This window comes from Pseudomonas sp. 3MA1 (genome assembly GCF_029237275.1).
GTDB lineage: Bacteria > Pseudomonadota > Gammaproteobacteria > Pseudomonadales > Pseudomonadaceae > Aquipseudomonas > Aquipseudomonas fluorescens_AP.
Map to the genome: position 1 here is coordinate 617191 of NZ_JAACFX010000004.1, position 23660 is coordinate 640850.

Sequence of the window (23660 nt, forward strand, 5' to 3'; positions counted from 1 at the left end):
AGTTATTCATCCTCGGCGGCTTCGGCGTCCTGCGGCGCTGGCTCGGCTTCGTCCTGCGCCTCGGGGTCGGCGCACTCTTCAGCCTCTTCCAGGCCAAAGTCCTTGCGACTTTCCTTGATGGCCTGACGGATATCCGCGCCCTTGATCGGGCAGTTCAACATTGCCGCTATACGGTCGATGCGGGGTGCCATGACCGGCCTCTCACTTTCTGGAAACTGCGCAGATAGTGCGCGCTTTCCCCGACGACAGCCAACCCCCGCGCTTTATTGACGACGCAAGGCTTGCAGGCGCGCGTCCAGATCCTCCTGTGGATACTGTTCATGCAGCTGCAGCAGCAGCTCGGCCGCCTCGCGGCTCTGGCCGCCTTCCCACAGGCGCAAGACCGCCTGAAGTTGCTCATCCAGCCGTTTGATCGTCCGCGCCTCGACCGGGGCCGACATGCGCTTGGCCAGCTTGCTCGACTCGGCCCTGGGCTTGGCTATCGCCGGTGGCGCGGCATCGGCGGACGCTTGCATCTCCGGCAGCGCGGCAAAACTGCCGACAGGGGCCGCCGGAGCAATGGGCGAAGGGGCCGCGGGCTCGGCAGCACTCAAGGCCCCGGCCAGTTCGGCAGAATGTGGCGCCGCCTGGCGTGCCATGGGCGCAGCTGGGGCTGGAGCGGGCGCGGGGACAAAGGCCTGCTCTTGTGGATAGTGCTCCGGGGAAGGCCGCAGCAAGCCGATGACCAGGGCCACGCCAAACAGGCTGGCAAAGGCCAGTTGATAGCGCGGCCGCTGGCAGGCGTGCATCCAGCGCTGCCAGAGGCTCGGCTTCGGCGCAGGGGCTTCGCGACGCGCAGTGGCCAGGATCAGGGCATCCAGATGGGCCGGTGGTTCCTGGGCGCTGTGTTGGCGGATGTGCGCCAGCATCTGCTCTTCAGGGGACGGGGTCTGTCGGGCGTCAGTCATGTGAGTACCTCCTCGGCCAGGAGCCGACGCAATTTTTTCAGCGCATAACGGAAACGGCTTTTCACCGTTTCCAGCGGCGCCTGGGTCAGGCTGGCGATTTCTGGCAGTTCCAGGTCGCCGTGGGCCCGCAGCAGGAACACTTCGCGCTGGTCTTCGGGCAAATCTTGCAAGGCGGCTTCGATACGCTGCTGGTCGCGGCACAGGCTCAGTTGCTGTTCGGGACCGGGAGCCTGGTCGGTTTCGCCGTGCAGTTGTTCGTCGTAGCTGTCGTGCAACGGGTTGCGCTGGCCGTGCTTGCGCCAGTGGTCGATCAGCCGGTTGCGAGCGATCTGATACAGCCAGGTGCGAAAGCTGGCCCGGCCCTGGGGCTGGCTGGCGCTGCGGATCAGGCTGAGCCAGGTGTCCTGGTAGACCTCTTCCGCCAGCTCGGCCTTGCCGCACAAGCCCAGCACAAAACCATACAAGCCCTGGCGATGGCGCTGGTACAGCAGCTCGAAAGCCGCTGGATCTCCAGCGCGATAACGCGCCAGCAGCGCTTCATCGCTGCTGGCATCGGTGGACACTTGGGGAGCCGACATGGGGCGGATGAACTCCTGTTCACTGCTCGTGAGGGGGCTATTCAAGGCGGCTCTGCAACTGGCTCATGTCCACGGGCTGAGCCTCGGCCTGGGGCGCATTCCCGGCCTGGGCTTTCGGCGCCTGAGTTTGCAGGCTTTGCGCCAGTTCCACCAGTTGTACGAACTCGCCCCGCAGCCCGTAAGGATCCTCGCCCTTGGCGCCGCGGGCCAGCTTGGCGGTGTCGCTCAGGCTGAAGTTGCCGGTGTAGCGGCCGTCCTTGAGTTGCTGGGAAAACGCCGCCACCGCGGCGGCGAAGCGCAGGTCCGGGCTGGCCTCGGCCAGTTTAGCCGGCTGCTGCGCGCTGATCGGCCGTTCGATCAGGCGACTGCTGCCACCCTCCGGCGCCTTGTAGCGCACCCGCAGCATCGCCAGCTCGCCCTGCTTGCCAGTCTGTTGCGGCGCCTTGGCCTGGGTATAACGCAGCGGCTCCAACCAGCCCTTCTCGCCCGCCGGGACGATTTCATACAAGGCCGTCACCGTATGCCCGGCACCGATTTCCCCGGCGTCGACCTTGTCGTTGCTGAAGTCTTCACGCTTGAGTGCGCGGTTCTCATAACCCAGCAGGCGGTATTCGCTGACCTGGGCCGGGTTGAACTCCACTTGCAGCTTCACGTCCTTGGCCACCACCGCCAGGGTCGAGCTGAGCTGGTCCACCAGCACCTTGCGCGCTTCGCGCAGGTTGTCGATGTAGGCGTAGTTGCCGTCACCGGCATCGGCCAGTTGCTCCATCAGGTGCTCGTTGTAGTTATCCACACCAAAACCCAGGGTGGTCAGGGACACGCCGCTCTTGCGCTTCTCGGCAGCCATGGCCTTGAGGCTGTCGAAGTCGCTGATGCCGACGTTGAAGTCGCCGTCGGTGGCCAGCAGGATGCGGTTGATGCCCTTGTGGATAAAACCCTGCTGGGCCATCTGATAGGCCAGCTGGATACCCGAGGCGCCGGCCGTGGAACCGCCGGCGGTGAGCTGGTCGATGGCCGTGCGAATCTTCGCCTTGTCGCGTCCGGATGTGGGCTCCAGCACCACTCGCGATTCACCGGCGTAGACCACCAGCGACACCCGATCCTGATCCCGCAGTTGATCCACCAGCAGTTTGAGGGTGCTTTTCACCAGGGGCAGGCCTTCGCGGCGATCCATGGAGCCGGAGACGTCCACCAGAAACACCAGATTGGCCGGGGCCAACTCTGCTACCGCGCGGTCCGAAGCCTTGATACCGATGCGCAACAAGCGGGTATGGGGATTCCACGGCGAGGGCGCCAGCTCGGTGGTCACGCCGAAGGGCGAGCCGTCCGTGGGCAGGGCGTAATCGTAGGGGAAGTAGTTGACCAGCTCCTCCAGGCGTACCGCGCCTTGCGGCGGCAAGCTGCCCTGGTTGAGCAGACGGCGGACATTGGCATAGGCGCCGGTGTCGACGTCGGCGCTGAAGGTCGACACTGGCGCTTCGGCAACGCTGTGGATCGGGTTGTCCGCCAGCTTCTGGTACTGCTCCCGTGGCTCATCGCGGTAACCGGCGCTGATCGAATCACGGGCGGCGATGGGTGCCGGCCTCGGCGCCGACAACCCCATGGGATAGGCAACGCGCTTGGCCATGGCGACATTGGCGCGCTGCACCTCGTACCGTACTTCGGGCGCGGCTTGCAACGCGCCTTGAGTCGAAGCCCCGGCGGCGGATTCAGGCTTGGACGACACACCGCAGCCGGCCACCGCCAGCAGCAGGCCGGCGGCGAAACCCTGGGCGGCCGGACGAAGAAAATGCAGAGGAAGGGACATGGGGGCTGACCTCGGGAAGAAATGATCCATTCCCCCCTTCAGACGAAGCCCCTGGGCGATTCGGGTTAAGCCCGCGAAAATTTTTACTTAGCGGGAATAGCGGCGCACCACGCTGCTGTTGCGCAACACGTGGCCGTTGATCTTCTCCAGCAACTGGACGCGGGTCAGCCCGGCGGGCAGCACGTCGGGCGCCAGGTCCAGGGCAAAGATCTGGATGATGTAGTGATGGGCGCTATCGCCCACCGGCGGGCACGGCCCCATGTACAACGTGCCGTTGCGGCTGTTGAGCCCGGCCAGCCCTTCCAGGGTCGGCTTGGTGCCGGCGCCGGCCGGCAACTGGCGGGTGGTCGGCTTGATCCCGTAATGCACCCAGTGATCCACGCCCTGGCCCTTGGCGCCGTCCGGATCGTGCATGACGATGGCGTAGCTCAAGGTGCCCTCGGGCCCGGCGGTCCAGCTCAAGGCCGGAGAATTGTTGTGCCCGCCACAGCCCTTGGCATCGCTGGCATTGCCGGTGGTGAACAGCCGGTCATCCGAGACCCCGGGAATGTTCAGGGTAAAACGCTCCTGGGCCTGCACGGGAAACTGCAGGCACAGCAGCACGGCACCAGCGGCCAGCCAAGTATTGCGGGAGGCAAAGCGAGACATACGAAAGCACCTTTTTGCGGATGAGATCGGGGTGAGCCAAAAGACTATAGCCTGCACGACAGGACGCGCCGCTTCGTGCACGGCGCGGGGCAGATTGAGCTTGAGGACAGGGGCAGTTGTAAATGAATATTTCAGACAATCATCGCAATGGCGACTCCCCCCACGGCCGGCCGGAAAGAGCGGCGGGCCACCCGTCCGCCTCCTGAAATGATGCGCAGGCCTCAGTCCCGGTGGGCCTGCATGTACTGGCGCAGCAATTGGTTGATCCGCGTCTGGTAACCCGCGCCCTGGCCCTTGAACCACTCCAGCACATCGGCGTCCAGGCGAATGGTCACGGCCTTCTTGCCCGGCAGGTGCACCTCGGCGCGGCGAAAGAAATCGTCATCCAGCTCGGGGATATCAGAAGTATCGATGCCCTGGTCATCGGTTTTTGCCAGGCGCTCCCAATCCGTTTTCGATCCGTCAGTTTTCGATCCGTTGGACATAGTATTTAGCCTCCCGTTTAGTGGCTTTGCGCGCCGAGATAATGCGCACCGCTTGACCCCGCCGCTCGGTATGGACCACCACGCCCACCAGGGTCCTGATCCAACCGAGGCTGATCCAGCGTTCTTCGCCGTAGTCCAGACGCTCATCGCGCAAGGACAGCACCGGACGCTGGAACATCAGCACGGCATCGTTGAAATCGATGCCGTGCTTGAGCAGGTTGGCGTGGTTCTTGGCCTCGTCCCATTCAAAGTACATGAGCATTTCCGTATTTACAAATGTACATACAGACTAGCCGAGCGTTCGCCAAAAGCGCCCTGGGTAAATACCTGGAAATACAGTCGCAAGCGGGATGGATGTGTACGGAAAAAGCCCTACAACGTTCTCGGAAAAGACGCCACCACACTTGCCTTGCACCGCCGCAAGCCCGCGGCTTATAGTCCGGCCGTCGCCCAGATGGCGACCTGGTTTGGCGACCGGAATAACGAATGCGAAAGCTGTTTGCTTGTTTGCAGGCTCTTTTGCACCCGCAACGCTGCTTCATGGCAGCTGTGCGCGGGAGACCTTCGGGTCTGCCGGTTTCTCGTTTCCGGCTCGCCAACCTGCGTACAGCTGCCACCCATTCGTTTGGCGACGATTGAACGGTAGCTTTCTACCAATCAAACGAGGTGTGCCAATGAACCGCTACATGCCGATCACCGGCCACGACTGCCTGATTCCTTCCCTGCTGATCGACACCCAGGCGCCCATCGATGTGCTGCACGACGCCGCAGCCTTTCGCATCCGTGCCGCGACCCAACTATTGGAGCACTTCGCCGCCGAGACCCTGCGCAGCGAGCCGGTGGTTGTGCAGGAACTGACCCTGGTGTGCAGCATCCTGCTGCGCGATGGCTGTGATCTGCTGGATGTGACATCACGACGCCTGCAACCGCACGCCGAACTCTAAACACCCCAGGGCGGCTTCCCGGCCGCCCGCTTTTCATAAGGAAATGCCATGCATAAACCCGCAACAGAACTCCCCCAGCGCCAGATCCGCGCGCTCTACGACGCCGACACCATTCGCGTCTACCAGGCCTACTCCGACAGCATCGCCGACGCCGCCCTGGCCCACGGCACCTTCGTCTCCCCACCCTTCAAGATGGAGCGCATGACCTGGATAAAGCCGTCTTTCCTGTGGATGATGTACCGCGCCGGCTGGGGTTTTAAGGACGCCGGACAGACCCGCATCCTGGCCATCGACATCAGCCGCGAAGGCTTCGAATGGGCCCTGGCCAACGGCTGCCTGAGCCATGCCGACGAGTCCATGAGCAAGGAAGAGTGGTTGAAGTTGAAAGACCAGTCGCCGGTGCGCATTCAATGGGACCCGGAGCGTGACCTGTACCTGCGGCCCCAGGAACACCGCGCGATCCAGATCGGCCTGAGCAAGGAGGCCGTGCAGTTGTACGTGAACCAGTGGATCAAGCGCATCACCGATGTCACGCCCCTGGCCCACGAGATTCATCGACTGATTGAGGATGGGGACCTGGAGAAGGCTTACAGCCGGCTTCCTCAGGAGCGGGAGTACCCCATCACAGTCGAGCGACTCTAACCCTCCAGCAACCATTGGGTTATGCGCCGGGCTCCCGTGCCGCACCTTCACAACGTTTGCCAGATCGAATTCAGAACAAGGTTCTGGCTACTTCTCCCTCTCCTCCGAATGCAGATGAATCACCCGCGGCGGCGGTTCCACCACCAACGGTGGGTGCTGCTGATCCTCGGGGCGGATACGGTAGAACTGCGTGGTGACATGAGTGATGCCGCCCTCTTCATCGTTGTGCACGGTCATGATCCCGGGCTGGCGCATCTGGGCGAAAGTTTCGTCGCTGAGCTTGAAGCTGTCACTCAAGCGCTTGTCGTCCACCACCGGCGCCGGCAGCCGTGGCGGGTAGTTGCGGTTGCGACGCTGGCGATAACGGGCCCAGGAAATCAGCAGCAGGGCATTGAGCACCGCCACCCAGGCGTAGAACTGCAAGGTGGTCAGGGCGCCGAGCAGGCCGGATTCAAAACGCGGCCCCTCATGGCTGTCCAGCAGGGGTATGAGCCCGCGAATCAGCAGGTACAGCAGGCCGACCCAGGCCAGTACGGTGAGGACAATGTCGACGACCACCATGAACGGTCGCTGGCGGGTTCGGATGATCTTCATCAGCGCGCCTCCTTTTCGTCATCGATGGGCTTGATTCCACGGTCCGGACTCACCCAACGCGCCCGTTTCTGATGCTCGCCAAACAGCACCTTGGGGAAACTCACCAGGGTGGTGAGCAGGCTGATGAACCAGAACACCAACGGGTACCAGACCACCCAGAACATGGTCTTCCACAGGTCTTTCTCGTAACGCCGGTCGATCAGGATGCTGACCGCGAACTGGGCCAGGCACACCATCGCCAGCACCAGGCCGGTAAAGGCCGGCGGCACAATGGAGTGCACCGCGATGGCCTCGGGCATGACGATGAACTTGCCCAGCCCCCAGAAGATCACCGACAGCAGGAACGTGAAGGCCCAGCCGGTGGACAGGCAGTAGTCGAACAGCAGGGTCCACAGGTAGCGGTGGCGCCATTCCCAGATGCCACGGATGTTCTTGAACAGCACCTCGGCGCCGCCCTGGGCCCAGCGCAGCCGTTGCTTCCACAAGCCGCGCACGGTTTCCGGCATGAGGATCCAGCACAATGCCCGGGGCTCGTAGAACACGTACCAGTGGTCCAGTTGCAGCTTCCAGCTGATGTCGATGTCTTCGGTGATCATGTCGGGGCTCCAGTAGCCCACCCGGTGCAAGGCCGTGCGGCGAAAGGCGACGATCACTCCGGAGACGGTGAAGACTTTGCCGAACACCCGCTGGGTGCGCTTGATCAGGCCGATGATCGAGGAGAATTCGCCGACCTGGACCCGGCCCACCAGGGTCGAGCGGGTGCGGATCCGCGGGTTGCCGGTGACCGCGCCCAGGCGCGGGTTGTCCAGCATCGGCGCCACCAGGTAGGCCGCAGTGTTGGGCGCCAGCAACGCGTCGCCATCGATGCACACCAGGTACTCGCTGCGCGCCGCCACCGCGCCCATGCGCAGGGCCACGGCCTTGCCCTGGTTCTGCGCCAGGTGCAGCACCCGCAGGCGCGGGTCCTGGGCCGCGATCGCGTCGAGCACCTGGGCAGTGTTGTCCTTGGAACCATCGTTGATGGCGATCACTTCGATGTTCGGATACTGCTGAGCCAGCGCCGCGTGCAGGGTATCGGCGACGTTGTCCCCTTCGTTGTAGCAAGGGATGAGGATGCTGATCAGCGGCTCACCGGCCAAAGGCGGCGGCAACGTGTCATCGGACCAGGGCCAGTGGCGCTCCCAGTGCAGCCAGAAATACAGGCCGCCGGCGATCCACAGCGCCGACATGAACAGCGGGTAATAGAAGACGAAGTCCATGAGGAATTCGCCGGTCACCAGGAAGATCAGTCCCAGGGGCACCCCGAGCACCAGCGCCAGCACCACCAGGGCGAGCATACGATCCATCATGATTCAGGGGCTCCATTTGTTGGAGAGCGCGGGCCGCAGGGTTTTCAGGTCCGGTGAGTTCTCAAGGAAATTGTCCGGGTAATAACCGAAGTGGGTCGCCCCTTGGCGCTTGAGCCGGCCCATCCAGTCGGCCAGTTGCTGTGCGGACAGGTCTTGGGCGGGCTTGTGCTTCCAGTCCCGGGCCTGGAGCTCGAATACCGTGCGCTGCAGGGCGCCGGGACGGGCCCGCACCTGATCCACCAGGGCCTCCAGCCAGGGCCCGGAATGCTTCAGGCTCTGCCCTTCCATCAACGGCATGGCCATGGGCGCGGTCCAGTCGTAGTTGACCAGGAAGTCGTCGAGGTTCTGGGCGAACCAGGCTTCGCTCTGCGGGTTGATGATCGGTTCGGCAAACAGATTGCGCGCGGTCTGCACCTGGGGCCCGCGGATCGCCCGGACCTTGGCGCTCAGCTCATGGGTGAAGTCGATCAGGTAGCGGCTCTTGAAACGAGTCCAGCGCTGCAGGGTCGCCGGATCGTTGCGCAGGCCGGCGATGGAATCCGGCAGCCCCTGGGCGGCATAGGCGCGCAAGGCCTCGGGGCTGGCGTCTTCGAAGTCCGAAAGCACGGCGTCGTCGTGGAACAGAATGCCGTCCACCGAGGTCATGCGCGCCACGTCCTCGTACAGATCGCCGATCAGGCGCCGTACCTGCGGGTCGAAGGGCGAAAGGCGCTGATACTGTTTCGGATCGATTGCGCTCTGGCCGGTGGCCGGGTCCCAGCGCGTGACGCGGGGCAGGCGGGCATCCAGGGCAAAGCTGAGCACCGGCATCCAGGCGTAGACCTTGACGTGGGCCCGGGTACGCAATTGCCAGGCGACCCGATCGAACAGGTCGGCGCGCATCGGCAGATGCCGGTTGGGGAAGTACAGCGACTGCACCAGGCCGTCGCCCTTGGGGTCGGCGAACGCCTGGAGGAACACGGTATTGACCCCCAGGTCGGCCATGCGCTGCACCAGCTTGCCGAGGTTGATCTCCTGCTGCTTGGGGTCCGGGTCGTAGACATTGTCCAGGTCCACGTGCGCCACGCGCATCGGGGCGCTGGCCTCGGTGCCGACGATGCTGTTGGAGAAGTGCATGCCGTCCGGGTCGGAAACCACCAGGAAGCGCGGGCTGCTCATCAGGTTGTCGAGGGTGTCCAAGCCGTCGTCCAGGGTCAGGGCCATCTTGAAGCCCTGGCTGTCGACCACTTGCAGGGTCGAGCCGTCGGCGGTGCCATAGGGCCAGACCCAGATCCGCGGGCGATAACCGGCCACGGCCAGGATCTTGTCCGAGATGTTGGTCACGTCCTGGCGCATCCGCGCCTGGAAATCCGCCTCGCTTTCATAGCGACCGGCGACGGCGTCATAGCGTCGGGTGGCCGCCGCCGGCTGCAGGTTGCCCTGGGGGTTGGCGAGAATGCCCAGGTGGCTGTGGTCGGTATGGGCGGCAATTTCCACCAGCCCGGAGCGCGAGATCTCGCGCACCTGGGCCCAGGTCAGGAACTGCGAACGGGGCCGCAGCTCGCCAGCGAAATCCACCGGCTGATTGGCCGGGGTATCGATCCACACGCCCACCGGCGCCAGCACCGCGGGCCAGCGATAGCTGCGCAGCACCGGGAGCACGCGGGTGTAGAAGCTCGAATAGCCGTCGTCGAAGGTCAGCAGGATGGCCTTGGCCGGCAGCTCCGGCCCGCCTTTGCGCGCCGCCAGGATCTGGTCCACGGTCACCGGCCGGTAGCCGTTCTCCCGCAGCCAGGCCAGTTGCTCGATCATCCGCTCGGTGCGTACCGCCACCACCCGCTGGTCCGGGTCGCGATCCTCGATGTCGTGGTAGGCAATGCCCAGCACGTGGTTTTTCGGCCACGGCGCCTCGCTATGAGGCAGCGGTCGCTGCCCCGGGGCGACAAATTCCGCCGCGGGCTGGGAGCAGGCGCTGAGCACCAGGACGCCCAGCAGGAGGATGCAACGGTTGATCAGGCGCATCATCACGCTCGTCTCTAGAAACGATAGGTAAGGTCGACCGCCAGACGCAGATCGGTTTCCCGATTGCCGTCGTAGGGTCGGTTGATCACGCTCAAGACCCCGGCGATATCGAACACGTCATTCCAGCTGTAGCGCTGGCCGTAGCTGAGCAACCCCACCGCGCCGGTGGAATAGCCGCGCTCGCTGTAAGTCCCGGCACCGGCCTGGAACTGCTGGCTCCAGGAGGTTTGATAACGGTGATAGAGCACGTGGTTGACGGTAACCGTGGGCAGCACGCTGAGATCCGCCTCGGGGTTGAAGTAGGGCGTGTCTTGCAGGGTGTTGTGGCTGGCGCCCACTTCCAGGCCGAGGTCGACCTGCACCTTGGGTGAGCGGTAGACCCCTTCACGACCGGTGAGCAGCGCTTCGAAACGGTTGTTGCCGTCGCTGAAATGCGACGGGCTGAGGGACAGTTTCCATTCCCGGCTTTCATTGGCCCGCCAGCGCAGGAAGGCGCTGCCGCCATTGGCGCTGATGTCACTGTTCAGCGCCCGCAGCGGGGTGTTGGCCGAGAGGTAATCGAGGCTGCCGCCGTATTGCCAGTGATCGTCGATGTCGCGGGCCAGGGACACCCGGGCACCGGTCTTGTCGCCGTAGCCGTAGGAATGGTTGGAAACTTCGGCTTCCAGGGTCATGTCGCGGGTGCGCCGCTCCACCCCCAGGACCTGCCAGCGGTGGTGGCCGATGCCTTCGGGGAAGTCGCCCATGGCGTAGCCGACCCCGCCGAACAGGCGCCAGTCCTCGGCAATCGGCGGCGTATAAAGCCGGCTTTCGATGCCGAAATCCCGGCTCCCGGCCACTGCGCCGGCACCGCTGCTACCGCCGCCGTAGCTCTTGCCGCCGTAGGTCGAGACGCGCAACTCGGCCATGTCATGCACTTCGCGCTCACGGGCCAGGCGCTGCACCTGACGGCTTTCCGGAAAGCGCTCGAGCACATCGTCGGTCAGGGCATCCAGTTGCCGCCATTCCTGCAGATCCAGGGCGGTGTGCGCCTGGGACACTTCCAGGCTGACATCCCGGGGGGCCACGCTTTCGGTTTCCTTGAGCAGGTTTTCCGACCGCCGCGGCCAGTCACGCACCCGGTACAGGTCGGCCTGGGCCAGGCGCACGCTGATATTGCCCGGAGCCTGCTCGGCCAGGGCCTCCAGCCGTTGCTCGGTGCCCGGCAGGTCCGCCCCTGAAGCGCCGGCCACACCGGCCTGGGCCGCCAGCAGTTGAGCATCGACCCAGTCGTCGTTGGGGTCGCCCACGGTTTGGCCGGTGAGTTGAATCCGCCGTGGCGTGCTGTCGGCCAGGTCATTGGCGAGCTTCAGCGCTTGCTCCGGCTGTTCGCTTTCCAGCAGCGCGTAATACAGGGCGGTGGTGTCTTCCAGACGGTACGCGGCATCGCCATCCGGGGCCGACAGGACGCGGCGATACAGGTCCGCGGCCATTTCCGGCTGGCGCTGGTCGAGGTAGGAAGCCGCCACCCAGCGCAGCGCATATGGCGGAATGACCACACCGGCCGCGCTGAGCTGCTCATATTCGCTGATCACCTCTGCGGTACGCGCCCGGGACTTGAGCGCCCCCAGCCGGTCGATGCGCCAACGGTTCAGCTCGTCTTGGGCCTGGGGGTCCTTGCCCCAGGCGGCAAACAGCGCGTCGTAGTCGGCCAGGGCGCGGTCGGCCACCACGAACCGCTCCTTTTCACCACGGCTGGCCAACTCCGACAGGCGCACCCGTTCGGCCGCCAGGTCGGCCTGGATCCGCCGCTGAATGAGCGGATCGATCAGCCCCGGATGCTGTTGGGCCAGGCGCAGGGCCGGCTCCGGCAGGCGCGCCCGTTGCAGGGCGTAGATGTATTCACGCTGGACCTCGGGCTTGTCGCCGGCGCGCACAAAGGCCTGGTCGTACTCGGCCAGGGCATCGTAGGGCTGATTGGCCCGGGTCAGTGCGTAGCCCAGCGCCAGACGCCGCGAGGAATCATCGGGCTTGGCCGCCACCAGAGCCCGGGCCCGGACCACCGCCTCCGCCGGTTGGCCGGCATCGGCCTGGGTCAGGGCCAGGCCCAGTTGCAAGTCGGCATTCTGCGGCTCGCGCTCCAGGGCCTGACGATAGAGCCGGGTGGCGTTATCAAACTGCTTGAGGTTGCGATAGGCCCGGGCCGTGGCCGTCAGCGCCTGCAGCGCCAGCATGCGGTTGCGCCCCTGGGTTTCATAGACCTGCACCACCTCGGCGTCGAGCCCGGCCCAGCTGGCGATCTGCAAATGATCACTGACCAGCCCATTGTTCAAGGCACTGTCCGGCACCTGCCGCAGGTGGTTGAGTGCCGGGGCATAACTGCCGGCCCGGGCCTGGATGATCAACTGGTCATAGGCGGCATCGGCCCAGGCCCCCCCGGACCAGAGCAGTTGGCTGCACAGCGCCAGCCCCAAAAGCGGGCGCAGACCACAATGGCGGGCGGGATGAGCAGTACGTGGCATTTCGTCAGCATCCTTACATAGCAAGCCGGAGCTCTGCCCGACCCCTCGCCCTTGCGGACGTCAGGTAGCGGCAACACATGACCCGGCAAAGCTTTCCGGGACATTCTTCCACGAAGGGTAGTCGAGAATTTGAAACGCCATCTTTATTCAGAATCGGTTTTCAAGAGCTGCGCAGACACCGCGTCAGACGCAGTCGGCGTTGGCCCGGCGCAGCCATGGGCGGCAGACAGCACAACGCCCGGGCTGTGTCACACAGCACCGGGCGTTGAAGGGGGCAGGGGCGGGCAAAGCGCCCCTTGATGGACTTATTGCAGGGCGCCAGCGCCGCCCATTTTGCTCATGACAAAGCCCACGAACTGTTCAACGCTCATCTTCTGGCCATTGAAATTCACTTCGTTGTTGGCGTAATGCAACGCCGACACCACGTTATTGCCTTCCAGCTTGGCCAGTTGAGTGGCCAGGGCCATGGCGCTGAGCATTTCCGCGGTGGCGGCGCTCTGCTCGGCAATCTGCTTGGCATCGGTCTGGCCTTCGGCCTGGGCCTGCAAGGCGGCGACATCCGCCAGCATCGGCTTGGACAGCGACAGCTTGGCGTCCAGCTGGCTGATCAGTTGCTTGCCCAGCTCGGCCGGCGGCAGTTCCAGGCTCTGCGGCTTGGCCAGGTCCAGGCTCAGGCTGAAGCGGCTTTCGCCACCGGCGGTCTTGAATGCCAGGCTTTCCAGGGCGATCTGCGGCTTGGCCTCCAGGACCTTGTTCACCGCGGCACGCACCTTGACCTCTTGAGCTTCGCTCATTTGCAGTTCCGGCGCCGGCTCGCCCTCGGCAGTGGCCGCGGTGGCCGCCTGCTGATACGGCTGCAGCACGGTCTGGTAGATCTGGAGCAGATCGAGCATGCCCTGGCTGTCGAGGTTCTTCATGCTCCAGAGCATTTCCGCCGAACCCACGGCCTTGCCGTCGAAGGTGATCTCGCCGACCCGGTAGTCCGCACGCCCGGCCACGGTGCTGCCGGTTTCCTCGCTGAAGGTCTTCTGTTCGAAGTTCTTCAGGGTCAGCACCGACTGCTTGTCACCAAAGGTGGCCTTGGTGCCGGTCAGTTCCAGGGTGTTCTGCCCCAGGTAGTAGCCAAAGCTGCTCTTTTGCAGGTTGCTGGCCAGGGTCAGGCCGTTGATTTCCAGCTTGCCCGGGGCTTTGTCCGGCGAGTTGAGCGAAAGGCTCAGGCTGTCCATGTAGCCATCAACCTTGGCCTTCTGGCGGTTGTCGCTGACGCTGAAAGTGGAGTTCAGGCCGGAGAACTTGAGGCTGCTCTGCTCATCCAGGGCCAGCTCCACCGGTGCGAAATCCAGGGTGCCTTCGGCGGACAGGTCGTAGCCAACGTTGACCACGCCCTTGAAGGGGGCCGCGCCCTTGGTGGCGGCAAACCATTTGTCGGTCTGCGGGCTCTTTTCCAGTTCGTAATGGCTGGCAGCCATGACTGGCAGCCACTTGAGGCGGATCAGGCGCGAGAAAGGCAGCGGACCGTGCTCGATGTGATCGGCAATCAGCAGCTCCAGATCGCCGCGGAACACTTCACCCTGGCCCTTGAGGCGGTAGTGGGCATTGCTGCTGAACACGCCACGCTCCAGGGACACCAGCTCCAGAGTGGCGGTGGCGTCGTAGCCGATCAGCGCAGCTTGCAGCTCCTTGTTGCTTTCGATCACCTGCTGCTGCAGGACCCCTTCCAGCTTGGTGCCGGTGTACCAGGCGCCGCCGGCACTGATGGCACCTACTGCGACGACGATTCCTAACAGTACGCCTGCTGATTTATTCATGTCTGACCCGATCAATATCCGTTGTTTGAAGGTGTGCTGGTCTTCCCTGAACCCATGAAGGGTCGCGGCTCGACTCCGCGTAAAACCGGCGCAGATTACCACTGGCGGCCCGCGCGAGCCCAACAAAAGAGAAACAGCGGCAAGCCTCAAGCGCCAAGCCGCAAGCTGGAGGCAGCGTGCGGCTTGAGGCTTGAGGCTTGAGGCTCAGGAGTATTCGAGTTCCAAGGCATCGAGTTGATGGTCGAAGCTCTTGAGGCGGGCGCTCCAGGTGTAGACCAGCACTTCGAAGTCGCGATCGATCACCGCGCTGTTGCCCCGGGACTCGCCCCGGGGGTCGCAGAAGTCCAGTTGGTAGCGCTCGCGAGCCATGGCGGTGGCGACGTCCGACAGCTCCCGGGCATTGCTCAGCCAGTGGTGGCCGTCGTCGGCTTGCTTGTCGAGCAACATGCACTGTTTCTTCAGGGCCTCCAGGCTCTTTTCCAGCGGGGTGCCGGTCAGCTCGCCCATGACTTCGGCGAAGGTCCGCCCCGGTTGCCAGTAACTGCCCCAGAAGTAGCGGTCGAACACGGTTTCGACCCGGCGCAGGGCCACCTTGGTGTCCCAGATCACCACCAGGGTCTTGCTCTGTTCGAGCTGTCTTTTCTTGATTTTCTGGCCCTGGAAGGAGGCCCAGGCCACCACGCCGATAGCCATCACGGCGATCAGCGCGCTGGCGCTGTCGAGGAACACCAGGGCCTTGTCGATCTGGTGGGCCAGCATGATGCCGTAGAAGTAGGTGGCAGAGAGCAGCACCAGGGCGCAGAGCGCGCACCAGAAGCCCGGAGCATAAGGGTTTTTCATTATTGGAATCCCCATGACCATCACATGCTTTGACCGGTTGGAAAGCACATGGCACGTGGCACTTTTCCAACTGATCAAAGCATAGCAACGGCCTCAGGGTTGCGCGTGTTCCGGGCCTTGCGTTCGTCCGCTTTCCCAGCCACCGCCCAGGGCCAGGAACAGATCGATCTGGCTCATCGCCACCTGGGTGTTGGCCGCCGCCAGTTGCGCGCGCATGTCGGTGTAGGTACGGGTGGCTTGCAGATCGGCGAGGAAGGACGCGCGGCCGGCCTGGAAGAAGCGGTGGGTCTGATCCGCCGCCTGTTGCGCCGACTGCTCGGCATCCGCCAGGGCCTCGCGACGTTGCAGCTGCGCGCTGTACTGGGCCAGACCGGTCTGGGTTTCGCGGATGGCGTTGAGCACCACCCCATCGAAATGCGCCAGGGCGCCCTGGCTCGCGGCCTCGGCCTCATGAATGCGCTCGCGGGCGCCGTTGGCCGGCACGCTCCAGCTGATCAGCGGGCCAAAGCCCCAGCGGTTGGTGGAGGGCTTGCCGAGGTTGTCGAGGATGCCCACGGTGCCGACCGTCGCGCCAATGCTGATGTCCGGGTACAGGGCCCCGGTGGCCACGCCGATACGCGCGGTGGCGGCGGCCAGTTGGCGCTCGGCCTGCCGTACATCGGGACGACGCTTGAGCAGCGCCGCGCCATCGCCCACCGGCAACAGTTGGGCGATGTGCGGTAACTCGGCGCAGGTGCCGGTGCCAGCGGGCAGTTGATCCAGCGGTTTGGCCAGCAGCATCGACAGGCGAAACAGCCCCGACTGGCGCGCGGCTTCATAGCGCGGCAGCTCGGCGCGCAGGGATTTGAACTGGGTCTGGGAGCGGGTGACCTGGGTTTCGTCGCCGCGCCCGGCATCGCGCAGGCGCTGGGTCAGTTCGGTGCTCTGGGCTTGCAGGCGCAGGGAGTGTTCGACGATTTCCCGCTCTTCGTTGGCCGCACAGACCTGGGTGTAGGCGCGCACCACATCCGCCACCAGGGTGATGCGCGCGATATCGGCCGCGGCCTGGGTCGCGTCGGCATTGGCCTGGGCCGCTTCGATACCGCGTTGCAGGGTGCCGAACAGGTCGAACTGGTAGGAGGTGCTGATGGACAGGTTGCCGACGTTGGCCACCGGCACTTTTTCCGGCAGCAGGAAGGCCTCGCCGGATTCCTGCAAACGCTCGACCCCGGCCTTGACCCCACCGCTCCAGCCGCCAGCGGCCTGGGCTTCATCCACCTGGGCCCGGGCACGGGCCAGGTTGGCTGCCGCCACTCGCAGGTCGGTGTTGGAGGCCAGGGCCTGTTGCACCAGCTGGTCCAGGCGCGGGTCCTGGTACAGCCGCCACCAGTCGGCGGGCACCGGCGCCGACACCACATTGGCGCCCTTGGCGCTCAACTCGCCCTGCAAGTCCTGGCGTTGCAGCGCCGCGTCCTTGGGCAGCCGGTAGTCCGGCCCGACCATCTGGCAGGCCGAGAGCAGCAGGCCGAGCCCGGCCAGGGCCAAACGTGCGCCGTTGTTCATTGCCCGGGCTCCCGCTTGGCCTGGTCGTCGAGGATCGACACCGTGGCGGTGCGCCCGGCGATCATGCGGAAGTCCGCCGGCACGTCATCGAAGGCAATGCGCACCGGAATCCGTTGCGCCAGACGCACCCAGCTGAAGGCCGGGTTCACGTTGGGCAGCAGGTTGGAGCCGCTGCTGCGATCACGGTCCTCGATCCCGGCGACGATGCTTTCCACATGCCCGCGCAGCCGCGCGCGGTCGCCGATCACGCGGATATCCACCGCCTGTCCGACATGGATGCCATCGAGCTTGGTTTCCTCGAAGTAACCATCGATATGGAAGGAATTGCTGTCCACCACCGACAGCACCGGCCGGCCGGCGGTGACGAATTCCTGGGTGCGCGGCGCACGGTCGTTGACGTAGCCGTCCACCGGACTGCGCACCACCGAGCGGTCGAGGTTGAGCTGGGCGCTGTCCACCGCCACCTGGGCCTCGGCCAGCGCCGACTGGGCGCGGGCTTCGCGGGATTGGCTTTCTTCCAGTTGCTCGCGCGGCACCAGATTGCCCAGGCCACGGTTGCGCTTGGCCTCGCGCTGGGCCTGGGCCAGGGTTTCCTGACGATCGGCCAGGGCGGCCTTGGCTTGGCGCAGGGCCAGCTTGAAGCGGTCCTGGTCGATGCTGAACAACACCTGGCCGCGCTTGACCAGCTGGTTGTCGCGCACCTGCACCTGCTGGATCAGCCCGGACACGTCCGGGGCGATCTGCACGATGTCGGCGCGGATATGCCCGTCCCGGGTCCAGGGCGCGAACATGTAGTACATCACCATGCGCCAGACCACCACGACCGCGAAGGTCACCACCAGTAACGTCAGGACCACACGACCAATGGTCAATAAAGGTTTTTTCATGTCATCAGGTATCGACTGAGAGAGTCCACCGCGCCCAGCAGCAGCGCGTAAAGACCGACGTTGAACAGCGCCCGGTGCCAGACCAGACGATAAAAGTGCAAGCGCGTCAGCACCCCGTGCACCAGCAGGTACAAGCCATAAGTGATGCCCATCAGCACCAGCAGCGTGGGCAGGAACACCCCGCTGATATCCAGATCACCGATCATAAAGGCGCTCCATCGATGCCATGGGGAAGAGGTTGTTCAAGCTCGCCGGTGGCGACGAATTCCACCCCCGGCAGCAGCGCCAGGCGCAGGCCGCTGAGGGCGTGCAACAGGTGCAGGCGGGTTTCGTCATCGCCTTGCAGGCCCTGGCTGCCCAAGGCGCGGCGGGTGCGATCGAGGGTCATCAACAGGGCGCCGGGGGCCGGCAGGCGTTCACCGGCCTTGAGGCAAGCCTTGAAGTAGTCGCCAACCTCGGCCACCACCTGGCGCAGCAGGCTCTGGGCCACGCCCTGCACCCGCGGCGCGTAGGCCAGCAGGTCCAGCACGTTGAGCGCCACGCGCAACTCGCGCAGGGCGGCGCCGGTGTCCTGGCCGGTGATGGCCAGGCGCGGCAGGTGCTGCATCAGCCGGTCGAGCATCTGCGCGGCCATGTGCCGGTGCTCGGCCAGGGTCGCCGGCTCGGAAAGGCTGACAATGTCGCGCCAGCTGAAGCGGGTCAGGCGCTTGGCCGCCAGCTCCGAGCCGAACGGCCGGGCGATCAGGGTCCAGACAAAGGCGAACAGCAGGCCCATGGGCCCGGCCAGGTTGGAGTTGGCAAAGCTCAGGAAGTCCGCGTCGTAGGCCCCCTGGATGCTGATGAAAGACGAGGTGTTGACGATGGTCAGGAGCATGCCCAGGTAGAACCGCGGCTGCACCGTCAGGGTGCCGACGCAGATAAAAGGTACGGCGAAGGCCAACACCAGCATCGGAAAGTCGTGCAGGTTGGGCAGGATCAAAAACAGGTAGAGGCTGGCGAACAGCACCGACATCGCGGTCCAGAAGAAGAACCGGTAGATCTGCGGCGCCGGATCGTCCATCGAAGCGAAGAAGCTGCAGGCCACCGCCGCGAGGATCACCGCGCTGCCGCCGTCGGTCCAGCCCAACAGGATCCACAGCACCGAGGCGACGATGATCGCCAGCACCGTCGAGCCCGCCGAATACAGCATCAGCCCGCGGTCGAGAAACGGCGTCAGCCGGCCCAGGCGCCAATGCCGGTAGACCGCGCGCCAGGTGTCCTGGCTTTCGCACTGGATGGCGTGCTGCAGGCTGCGGCAATCCTGCCAGAGATCGATCCACTCGCCGAGGCGATACAGGGCATTGGAGAACAGCAACTGGCGCCGGTCATCCAGAGCTTCGGCGCTGGGCTGCAGGGCTTCGAGCTCGCTGCGCAGGGCTTGCCAGTGCTCCACCGAGGCGTCCCGGGCGGTGCCTTGCAGCCAGGCCTCGGCCTTGGTCAGCAAGGGGGCAAATTGCGCCACCAATTCGGGGGTGCGCCGCTCCAGGGCATACAGGGCGTCATCCAGGGCATCCACCACCGGCAGCAGGTGGATCATCCGCCCGCGCAACTCCTTGGTGTTGCGCACCGTCTGTGGCCGGGCGCCTTCGTGGGGCAACTGGCCGATCATCAACTCCAGGCTGTTGAAGGTGGCCACCATCGATGTGCGCAAGGCGCTGACTTCTTCAGGCTGGACGTTGCGGGCCAGGAAGCGCTGGCTGTAGAGCGCGGCATCGGCGAACCACTTGCCGGCGGAATCGACGAACACCGGGGCCAGCCGCCGGGGCCAGAACAGGCTGCCGATGACCGCCGCGCAAATGATGCCGAGGAAGATTTCCTCGGTGCGCGCCTCGGCCACGTCCCACACCGCCAGGGGGTTGTCCACCACTGGCAGGGCAATCAGCGGCAGGGTGTAGCCGGCCAGCATCAGCGCGTAGTTGTTGGCGGTGCGCAGGTGCATGGACAAGAACAGCAGGATCCCGGTCCACAGGGCGATGATCAGCACCAGCACGTAGGGGCTCTGCACGAACATCGGCACCAGCAGCACCGCCGCCGCCGCGCCGAGGAAGGTGCCGATCGCCCGGTACAGCGCCTTGGAACTGGTGGGGCCGACAAAGGGGCTGGAGACGATGTACACCGTGGCCATGGCCCAATACGGCCGGGGCATCTGCATCAGCATGGCGATGTACAGGGCGATCATCGACGCGGCGAAGGTGCGCACGCCGTAGAACCAGTCCCGCGCCGGGGGCATGCCGGTAAAGAAGCCCTTCAAGATGGCAGCACCGGCACATGGCTGGCGGACTCGAAGGCGCGAATCACCCGCAGCGCCGCTTCCAGGTCGCTGCTGCTGATGCCTTCCAGGACTTCATGGCGCAGGCGCACCAACTCGCTTTCCACCGCCTGCACCAGCTCGCGGCCGCTGTCGGTCAGGCTCAGGCACTTGGCCCGACGATCGTGGGGGTCTTCACTGCGGCACACGTAGCCGGCGCTGCACAGTTGATCCAGCAGGCGTACCAGCGACGGGCTTTCCATCCCCGCGGCCTGGGCCACCGTGACCTGGCGCACGCCCTCGCCCAGGCGCCCGATCATCAGCAGAGGCACCGCGCAGGCTTCGGAAATGCCGAAATTGACCAGGGTGGTCTGGCAGATCCGCCGCCAATGCCGCGACGCGACCACCATGCCGCTGCTGATGTTCATGTGGAGTGATTCAAGGGAGTTGGGCACAAGACTGTTCGCACACTGTTAGTTTGCTAACTATCAATATGGCATCGACGAATAAATCCAGTCAAGTTTTGTAACAAATACCTCGGCCAAGCCTTGGATCCAGCGCCTCCAAAACAGAGAAAGTACTGAAAAGGTATATACTTTTTCAGTACTTTTTGAGGAGCACGCTCATGCCCAAGCACGCCATCTTTACGATGAAACTGGAAACTGAACTGCGGGATCAGTTTATGGCGGAGGCACAGGCCGCACATCGCCCAGCCTCACAGATCGTGCGTGAGTTGATGCGCGAATTCGTGCAAAAACAGCACGAATCCCGGGAGTACGAGGCCTTCCTGCAACAGAAAGTCCTGCTGGCTCGAGCCTCCGTAGACGCTCAACGCGGGCACAACCATGAAGAGGTAGAGGCAGAGTTCGCTGCCCGACGCGCTCGGGCATCGAGGCTGGAATGAAGGTTGTCTGGGTTCCCGAAGCCGTACAGGACCGCATGGATATCTGGGACTACCTGCATGCACTCAACCCGAGGGCTGCGGTCGACATGGACAGGCGCTTCAGCGAATGCGTCGGTCATCTGATCCTCAACCCGCAGATCGGCTCCATGGGACTGGTGGCAGGAACCCGCGAGCTGATTCCCCACCCGAGCTATCGCCTGGTCTATCAGATAAGCCAGGACCACGTCTGGATCCTGGCCCTGGTCCACACCGCTCGCCAATGGCCGTCACCGACCTAGCCCCCGCGCCCCTTCCTCAACAACACATCCAACTGATCCACCACCTCGGCCCAGTCCGCATCATCGAGCACTTCCGTGCGCAGGAAATCCGCCTGGCTCTTGCTCCAGAAGAACGCATCCGCCAGGTGCAACTCCGGTTTCAGCGGCGAATGGGTGGCGATGAAACGATCAATACTCTCCGGGTCATCGGCCAGCCCCAACTGCTTGAACAGCGCCGGCAGATTGTGGGTCGGTGCTTCCATGGTCGGGCTCCTGATCAGTGCGAGACTTCGCAAACCTCGGCGTGGGGCACCAGCTTCAGGTACTGGGCCACGCTCATGTGCACCAGGTTGTGGTGGTTGCCGGCTTCCAGGTAGATGTCTTTCTGCCGGGTCAGCAGCGGGTCGATCACCACGTCCAGCCCATAGGACTCGCCCAGGGCCGGCACCGCGCCGCGCTCGCAATCGTTGAACAGGTGGGCCAGGGTGCTTTCCCGGGTGATCTGCCATTCACCGCTGCCGCGTACCTTGCTGAGGTCCAGGTGACGGCTGGCCGGCAACACCGCCATCAGGTAGTGGCCGTGGTGATCGTCGAGGACCACCGACTTGGCCACCCGCTCCGCCGGCACCCCCGCCACCCGCGCCGTTTCCAGGCTGCTGGCGGAATGGGGATGGCTCACCAGATCAAACTCGCAGGCGGCCTGTTCCAGGCTGCGTTGTACGGTTCTTGCCATACGCATGATGCACCTCAGCGCCCCGCGAAGGGGACAGGACTGTGACTCCTGAAGCAAGTCTAGGTCGAGCTGCAAGACTCAAGGCCCCGAACTTCCGAACGGCACTCTGCACGCTCATTGCCCGGCGCAGGACACGCCTGTCGCCGAACCACAGAGGACAAACAGGCGGGCCCGGGTACCGCCCGCGGCGAACTGACCGACCTTGTGCCAGCCCTGTGGCAACGGCGCGAACTCCTCGGACTGATCGTCCGAACCCACCAGCCAGTAGCGCCCGCTGCCCACTGGCAAGGCGCTCAACTGATCTAGGTAGACCTGCTCCGGGTGGTCGATCAGGGTGCCGAAACCGTAGGCGTTCGGCCTGCTGGAGGCACCGCCCGGCAGCGGCGGCGTATAGAGCATCGGCTGGGCATCGGTGCGGTTGTAGTAGAGGTAGCTCAGGTACCAGAGCATGTCGCTGATCACAATGCGGTCGCCGGCGACGTAGTGCCGGTTGACGTAGTCGACCATCACGCTGATCTGATCGTTGGCGTCGACATCGACGTTGTTTTTCAGCCCCACCGCTTCCAGCCCGACAAACCCCAGCAGCAACCCCAGCGCCACCAGCCGGGCCGATTTGAGCCAGCGATCAACGAGCACCGCGATGATCATCGGCAAACCCAGGGCATAGGCGGTCAGGTAGCGCTCGATAAACACCGGCGAGGCGAACGACACCGCAAACACCAGCAACAACGGCACCAGGGTGAAACTCGCCAGCAGCCCGCCAAATCGGGCAGGCGCACCGTCACGCCAGGCCAGCCCCCCGCAGACCGCCAGCAACAGCAGTGGCATGCCCACGAACAGCCCCCCGGGCAGGTTGTCGCCCTCGTCCTGAATCAGCAACTGCCAGACCATCGCCGGCAGCGACGACCAGGTCACCGGAGGCTCCCAGCCGACATCGCCATTGGCCTTCAACTCGTCCATGTGCCGGAGCAGGTCGAGCAACTCCGGGACCCAGGGCAGGTACAGCAGCACGATCGCCGCATTCGCCAGCCACCAGGCCGGCCGGCCTATCAGGCGTCCGCCACCCTCGGCGCGCACACCCGACACGGCCAGGTACAGCCAGTGCGCCAGCACGCAGAAGGCCGTGAAGTAATGGGTGTAGAAGGCCAGGGTCATCAGCAGCGCGTAGCTCACCAGATAGCCCCGGCGCGAGGGCTGGCGCAGCCAGTACACCAGGGCCAGGGTCGCCCCCAGCAGTAACAGGCCGAGCAACGCATACATGCGCACTTCCTGGCTGTAGCGCACGGCCGTGGGCAGCAGGGCCAACAGCACACCGGCGAGAATCGCCGCGCGGCGGGTCGCCAGGAGCGCCACCAGCCAGACTCCCAGCCCTACGGTGACGATCCCCGGCAGCGCGCTGAAGGTGCGAATGGAAAAGATCCCGTCGCCAAACAGTTCGATCCAGCCGCGCAACAGCATGAAATACAGCGGGGGGTGCACATCGCGGGCCGCATGAAACCAGATATCGCCCAGCGAATACTGACTGAGCACCAGGCTGGAGCCTTCGTCGCCCCAGATGGCAGCCGCGGTCAGGTCGTAAAAGCGCACGGCTGCCGCCAGCAGCAACACCGGCAGCAACCAGTACTCAAGCACCCGGCGCATCAGGCGCTGCACGCCCTGCTGCGGAGGCACGACGGCCTGCTCTTGCAAACGCCCGATCAACTCCGGCGCTCTGCGAAAATCCATTCCTTGCTCCCCATAAATTCGCATGATCTGGTCGCTCAAACCCCGACAGCATCGTCCTTTGCCTAAAAAACCGCAAAGCACAGACACAGGGGTAAAAAGCCGCTCATCGAATGTCATGTGCGGCCCCTGCCAATTACCCCCTGACCCGCATGACCCAGGATCAGGCCCGGCCATCACCGGC

The 23660-nt window shown here is 64.6% G+C and carries 25 protein-coding genes; 4 read left to right on the forward strand and 21 right to left on the reverse strand.

Translation table 11 applies throughout. From position 1 onward, the window contains the following. Positions 1-2: 2 nt before the first annotated feature. The 7 genes from GWQ44_RS15365 to GWQ44_RS15395 all read right to left on the reverse strand — a co-directional run bounded on the left by GWQ44_RS15365 (position 3) and on the right by GWQ44_RS15395 (position 4721). Positions 3-191 carry a hypothetical protein gene (locus tag GWQ44_RS15365; RefSeq protein ID WP_199010877.1) on the reverse strand — a complete coding sequence of 63 codons (189 nt, stop codon included), beginning with the start codon at positions 189-191 and terminating at the stop codon, positions 3-5. Between the two features lie 72 nt (positions 192-263). Further along, complete coding sequence (locus GWQ44_RS15370; RefSeq protein WP_275927695.1) at positions 264-947, reverse strand: hypothetical protein; 684 nt, start codon at positions 945-947, stop codon at positions 264-266. After that, a complete protein-coding gene (locus tag GWQ44_RS15375) occupies positions 944-1525 on the reverse strand; it encodes an RNA polymerase sigma factor (protein ID WP_016966298.1) in 582 nt (193 codons plus the stop codon). The genes GWQ44_RS15370 and GWQ44_RS15375 overlap by 4 nt, the downstream gene beginning before the upstream one ends. 37 nt (positions 1526-1562) lie before the next feature. After that, positions 1563-3332 (reverse strand): VWA domain-containing protein, encoded by a 1770-nt coding sequence (locus GWQ44_RS15380; RefSeq protein ID WP_016966297.1) that lies wholly within the window; start codon positions 3330-3332, stop codon positions 1563-1565. Between the two features lie 87 nt (positions 3333-3419). After that, positions 3420-3980 carry a YbhB/YbcL family Raf kinase inhibitor-like protein gene (locus GWQ44_RS15385; protein WP_275927696.1) on the reverse strand — a complete coding sequence of 187 codons (561 nt, stop codon included), beginning with the start codon at positions 3978-3980 and terminating at the stop codon, positions 3420-3422. Positions 3981-4201: 221 nt separating this feature from the next. Then, positions 4202-4465: a BrnA antitoxin family protein gene (locus tag GWQ44_RS15390; RefSeq protein WP_016966295.1), complete on the reverse strand. Its 264-nt coding sequence runs from the start codon at positions 4463-4465 to the stop codon at positions 4202-4204. Then, on the reverse strand, positions 4443-4721 hold the full coding sequence (locus GWQ44_RS15395; protein WP_275927697.1) for a BrnT family toxin: 279 nt from the start codon (positions 4719-4721) through the stop codon (positions 4443-4445). The genes GWQ44_RS15390 and GWQ44_RS15395 overlap by 23 nt, the downstream gene beginning before the upstream one ends. A gap of 418 nt (positions 4722-5139) precedes the next feature. On the opposite strand from GWQ44_RS15395, the gene GWQ44_RS15400 reads away from it, so the two are divergent. Beyond that, positions 5140-5409, forward strand: coding sequence for a hypothetical protein (locus GWQ44_RS15400; RefSeq protein WP_275927698.1), 270 nt, complete (start codon positions 5140-5142; stop codon positions 5407-5409). 48 nt (positions 5410-5457) lie between these two features. Continuing rightward, on the forward strand, positions 5458-6051 hold the full coding sequence (locus GWQ44_RS15405) for a DUF4291 domain-containing protein (RefSeq protein WP_275927699.1): 594 nt from the start codon (positions 5458-5460) through the stop codon (positions 6049-6051). Positions 6052-6138: 87 nt separating this feature from the next. On the opposite strand, the gene pgaD is transcribed toward GWQ44_RS15405, so the two are convergent. From pgaD to GWQ44_RS15460, 11 genes are all read right to left on the reverse strand, one after another. Beyond that, a complete protein-coding gene (gene pgaD / locus GWQ44_RS15410; protein ID WP_179598824.1) occupies positions 6139-6645 on the reverse strand; it encodes a poly-beta-1,6-N-acetyl-D-glucosamine biosynthesis protein PgaD in 507 nt (168 codons plus the stop codon). Continuing rightward, a complete protein-coding gene (pgaC, locus tag GWQ44_RS15415) occupies positions 6645-7994 on the reverse strand; it encodes a poly-beta-1,6-N-acetyl-D-glucosamine synthase (protein ID WP_047300800.1) in 1350 nt (449 codons plus the stop codon). Before pgaC ends, pgaD begins: the two co-directional genes overlap by 1 nt. Before the next feature lie 3 nt (positions 7995-7997). Then, complete coding sequence (gene pgaB, locus GWQ44_RS15420) at positions 7998-9995, reverse strand: poly-beta-1,6-N-acetyl-D-glucosamine N-deacetylase PgaB (protein WP_275927700.1); 1998 nt, start codon at positions 9993-9995, stop codon at positions 7998-8000. Positions 9996-10009: 14 nt separating this feature from the next. After that, entirely contained in the window at positions 10010-12496 is a 2487-nt protein-coding gene (gene pgaA / locus GWQ44_RS15425) for a poly-beta-1,6 N-acetyl-D-glucosamine export porin PgaA (protein ID WP_275927701.1), read from the reverse strand. A 305-nt stretch (positions 12497-12801) separates the two neighbouring features. Further along, positions 12802-14304, reverse strand: a complete 1503-nt coding sequence (locus GWQ44_RS15430) for a YdgA family protein (RefSeq protein ID WP_275927702.1) — start codon at positions 14302-14304, stop codon at positions 12802-12804. A 204-nt stretch (positions 14305-14508) separates the two neighbouring features. Then, positions 14509-15144: a hypothetical protein gene (locus GWQ44_RS15435; protein ID WP_016966109.1), complete on the reverse strand. Its 636-nt coding sequence runs from the start codon at positions 15142-15144 to the stop codon at positions 14509-14511. Positions 15145-15237: 93 nt separating this feature from the next. Next, positions 15238-16686 (reverse strand): efflux transporter outer membrane subunit, encoded by a 1449-nt coding sequence (locus tag GWQ44_RS15440; RefSeq protein ID WP_275927703.1) that lies wholly within the window; start codon positions 16684-16686, stop codon positions 15238-15240. Further along, positions 16683-17573: an HlyD family secretion protein gene (locus GWQ44_RS15445; protein ID WP_047300791.1), complete on the reverse strand. Its 891-nt coding sequence runs from the start codon at positions 17571-17573 to the stop codon at positions 16683-16685. The genes GWQ44_RS15440 and GWQ44_RS15445 overlap by 4 nt, the downstream gene beginning before the upstream one ends. After that, positions 17570-17779 carry a DUF1656 domain-containing protein gene (locus tag GWQ44_RS15450; RefSeq protein ID WP_011058538.1) on the reverse strand — a complete coding sequence of 70 codons (210 nt, stop codon included), beginning with the start codon at positions 17777-17779 and terminating at the stop codon, positions 17570-17572. Before GWQ44_RS15450 ends, GWQ44_RS15445 begins: the two co-directional genes overlap by 4 nt. Continuing rightward, positions 17776-19863, reverse strand: coding sequence for an FUSC family protein (locus tag GWQ44_RS15455; protein ID WP_179598834.1), 2088 nt, complete (start codon positions 19861-19863; stop codon positions 17776-17778). Before GWQ44_RS15455 ends, GWQ44_RS15450 begins: the two co-directional genes overlap by 4 nt. Continuing rightward, the gene (locus GWQ44_RS15460) at positions 19860-20288 is read right to left on the reverse strand and encodes a MarR family transcriptional regulator (protein ID WP_016967883.1); all 429 of its coding nucleotides are present in this window, start codon (positions 20286-20288) and stop codon (positions 19860-19862) included. Before GWQ44_RS15460 ends, GWQ44_RS15455 begins: the two co-directional genes overlap by 4 nt. A gap of 197 nt (positions 20289-20485) precedes the next feature. Between GWQ44_RS15460 and GWQ44_RS15465 the strand changes: the two genes are divergently transcribed. Both GWQ44_RS15465 and GWQ44_RS15470 read left to right on the forward strand, forming a co-directional pair. Beyond that, positions 20486-20764 carry a hypothetical protein gene (locus tag GWQ44_RS15465; protein WP_016967885.1) on the forward strand — a complete coding sequence of 93 codons (279 nt, stop codon included), beginning with the start codon at positions 20486-20488 and terminating at the stop codon, positions 20762-20764. Then, entirely contained in the window at positions 20761-21042 is a 282-nt protein-coding gene (locus GWQ44_RS15470; RefSeq protein WP_275927704.1) for a type II toxin-antitoxin system RelE/ParE family toxin, read from the forward strand. Before GWQ44_RS15465 ends, GWQ44_RS15470 begins: the two co-directional genes overlap by 4 nt. On the opposite strand, the gene GWQ44_RS15475 is transcribed toward GWQ44_RS15470, so the two are convergent. The 3 genes from GWQ44_RS15475 to GWQ44_RS15485 all read right to left on the reverse strand — a co-directional run bounded on the left by GWQ44_RS15475 (position 21039) and on the right by GWQ44_RS15485 (position 23479). Then, the gene (locus GWQ44_RS15475; protein WP_047300786.1) at positions 21039-21284 is read right to left on the reverse strand and encodes a DUF2789 domain-containing protein; all 246 of its coding nucleotides are present in this window, start codon (positions 21282-21284) and stop codon (positions 21039-21041) included. The two genes, GWQ44_RS15470 and GWQ44_RS15475, sit on opposite strands and share 4 nt — an antisense overlap. Before the next feature lie 14 nt (positions 21285-21298). Then, a complete protein-coding gene (locus tag GWQ44_RS15480; protein WP_016967891.1) occupies positions 21299-21760 on the reverse strand; it encodes a YbaK/EbsC family protein in 462 nt (153 codons plus the stop codon). A 108-nt stretch (positions 21761-21868) separates the two neighbouring features. After that, complete coding sequence (locus tag GWQ44_RS15485; RefSeq protein WP_275927705.1) at positions 21869-23479, reverse strand: glycosyltransferase family 39 protein; 1611 nt, start codon at positions 23477-23479, stop codon at positions 21869-21871. Between the last annotated feature and the right edge of the window lie 181 nt (positions 23480-23660).

Coding starts and splice junctions, on each gene's coding strand:
- GWQ44_RS15465 (WP_016967885.1), top strand. CDS start 20,486: ATGCCCAAGCACGCCATCTTTACGATGAAACTGGAAACTGAACTGCGG.
- GWQ44_RS15370 (WP_275927695.1), bottom strand. CDS start 947: ATGACTGACGCCCGACAGACCCCGTCCCCTGAAGAGCAGATGCTGGCG.
- GWQ44_RS15400 (WP_275927698.1), top strand. CDS start 5,140: ATGAACCGCTACATGCCGATCACCGGCCACGACTGCCTGATTCCTTCC.
- GWQ44_RS15475 (WP_047300786.1), bottom strand. CDS start 21,284: ATGGAAGCACCGACCCACAATCTGCCGGCGCTGTTCAAGCAGTTGGGG.
- GWQ44_RS15485 (WP_275927705.1), bottom strand. CDS start 23,479: ATGGATTTTCGCAGAGCGCCGGAGTTGATCGGGCGTTTGCAAGAGCAG.
- GWQ44_RS15390 (WP_016966295.1), bottom strand. CDS start 4,465: ATGTCCAACGGATCGAAAACTGACGGATCGAAAACGGATTGGGAGCGC.
- GWQ44_RS15435 (WP_016966109.1), bottom strand. CDS start 15,144: ATGAAAAACCCTTATGCTCCGGGCTTCTGGTGCGCGCTCTGCGCCCTG.
- pgaC (WP_047300800.1), bottom strand. CDS start 7,994: ATGATGGATCGTATGCTCGCCCTGGTGGTGCTGGCGCTGGTGCTCGGG.
- pgaB (WP_275927700.1), bottom strand. CDS start 9,995: ATGCGCCTGATCAACCGTTGCATCCTCCTGCTGGGCGTCCTGGTGCTC.
- GWQ44_RS15395 (WP_275927697.1), bottom strand. CDS start 4,721: ATGTACTTTGAATGGGACGAGGCCAAGAACCACGCCAACCTGCTCAAG.
- GWQ44_RS15430 (WP_275927702.1), bottom strand. CDS start 14,304: ATGAATAAATCAGCAGGCGTACTGTTAGGAATCGTCGTCGCAGTAGGT.
- GWQ44_RS15375 (WP_016966298.1), bottom strand. CDS start 1,525: ATGTCGGCTCCCCAAGTGTCCACCGATGCCAGCAGCGATGAAGCGCTG.
- GWQ44_RS15365 (WP_199010877.1), bottom strand. CDS start 191: ATGGCACCCCGCATCGACCGTATAGCGGCAATGTTGAACTGCCCGATC.
- pgaD (WP_179598824.1), bottom strand. CDS start 6,645: ATGAAGATCATCCGAACCCGCCAGCGACCGTTCATGGTGGTCGTCGAC.
- GWQ44_RS15480 (WP_016967891.1), bottom strand. CDS start 21,760: ATGCGTATGGCAAGAACCGTACAACGCAGCCTGGAACAGGCCGCCTGC.
- GWQ44_RS15405 (WP_275927699.1), top strand. CDS start 5,458: ATGCATAAACCCGCAACAGAACTCCCCCAGCGCCAGATCCGCGCGCTC.
- GWQ44_RS15385 (WP_275927696.1), bottom strand. CDS start 3,980: ATGTCTCGCTTTGCCTCCCGCAATACTTGGCTGGCCGCTGGTGCCGTG.
- GWQ44_RS15450 (WP_011058538.1), bottom strand. CDS start 17,779: ATGATCGGTGATCTGGATATCAGCGGGGTGTTCCTGCCCACGCTGCTG.
- pgaA (WP_275927701.1), bottom strand. CDS start 12,496: ATGCCACGTACTGCTCATCCCGCCCGCCATTGTGGTCTGCGCCCGCTT.
- GWQ44_RS15470 (WP_275927704.1), top strand. CDS start 20,761: ATGAAGGTTGTCTGGGTTCCCGAAGCCGTACAGGACCGCATGGATATC.
- GWQ44_RS15460 (WP_016967883.1), bottom strand. CDS start 20,288: ATGAACATCAGCAGCGGCATGGTGGTCGCGTCGCGGCATTGGCGGCGG.
- GWQ44_RS15445 (WP_047300791.1), bottom strand. CDS start 17,573: ATGAAAAAACCTTTATTGACCATTGGTCGTGTGGTCCTGACGTTACTG.
- GWQ44_RS15380 (WP_016966297.1), bottom strand. CDS start 3,332: ATGTCCCTTCCTCTGCATTTTCTTCGTCCGGCCGCCCAGGGTTTCGCC.
- GWQ44_RS15440 (WP_275927703.1), bottom strand. CDS start 16,686: ATGAACAACGGCGCACGTTTGGCCCTGGCCGGGCTCGGCCTGCTGCTC.